The organism is Streptomyces sp. NRRL S-495 (assembly GCF_000966955.1).
Classification (GTDB): domain Bacteria; phylum Actinomycetota; class Actinomycetes; order Streptomycetales; family Streptomycetaceae; genus Kitasatospora; species Kitasatospora purpeofusca.
In genome coordinates, this window is the sequence record NZ_JZWY01001372.1 from 1 (window position 1) to 421 (window position 421).

1 pseudogene is annotated in these 421 nt (G+C 72.7%); it reads left to right on the top strand.

The annotated features are described in order from the left end of the window. Positions 1-421 (top strand): annotated as a pseudogene (locus tag VR45_RS41730) (lysine 2,3-aminomutase); the annotation flags it as partial.

Genomic DNA, 421 nt, shown 5'->3' on the forward strand with positions numbered 1-421 from the left:
TGTGAAGGTGATCCGCTTCCACACCCGGGTGCCGGTGGTCGACCCCGAGCGCGTCACCGACGAGCTGGTGGACGCGCTCGCCACCGAGACCCCCGTCTGGGTGGTGGTCCACACCAATCACAGCCAGGAGATCGGCGAGGCGGCGCGCGGCGCGCTGCGGCGGCTGAACCGGGGCGGCGTCCCGCTGCTCAGCCAGACCGTGCTGCTGCGCGGGGTGAACGACACCCCGGAGGCGCTGGAGGGGCTGTTCCGGACCCTGGTGGCCAACCGGGTGAAGCCCTACTACCTGCACCACGGCGACCTCGCCCAGGGCACCGGGCACTTCCGCACCACCGTCGCCGAGGGCCAGGAGCTGGTCCGGCGACTGCGCGGGAGGGTCTCCGGCACCTGCCAGCCCACCTATGTGCTCGACATCCCCGGC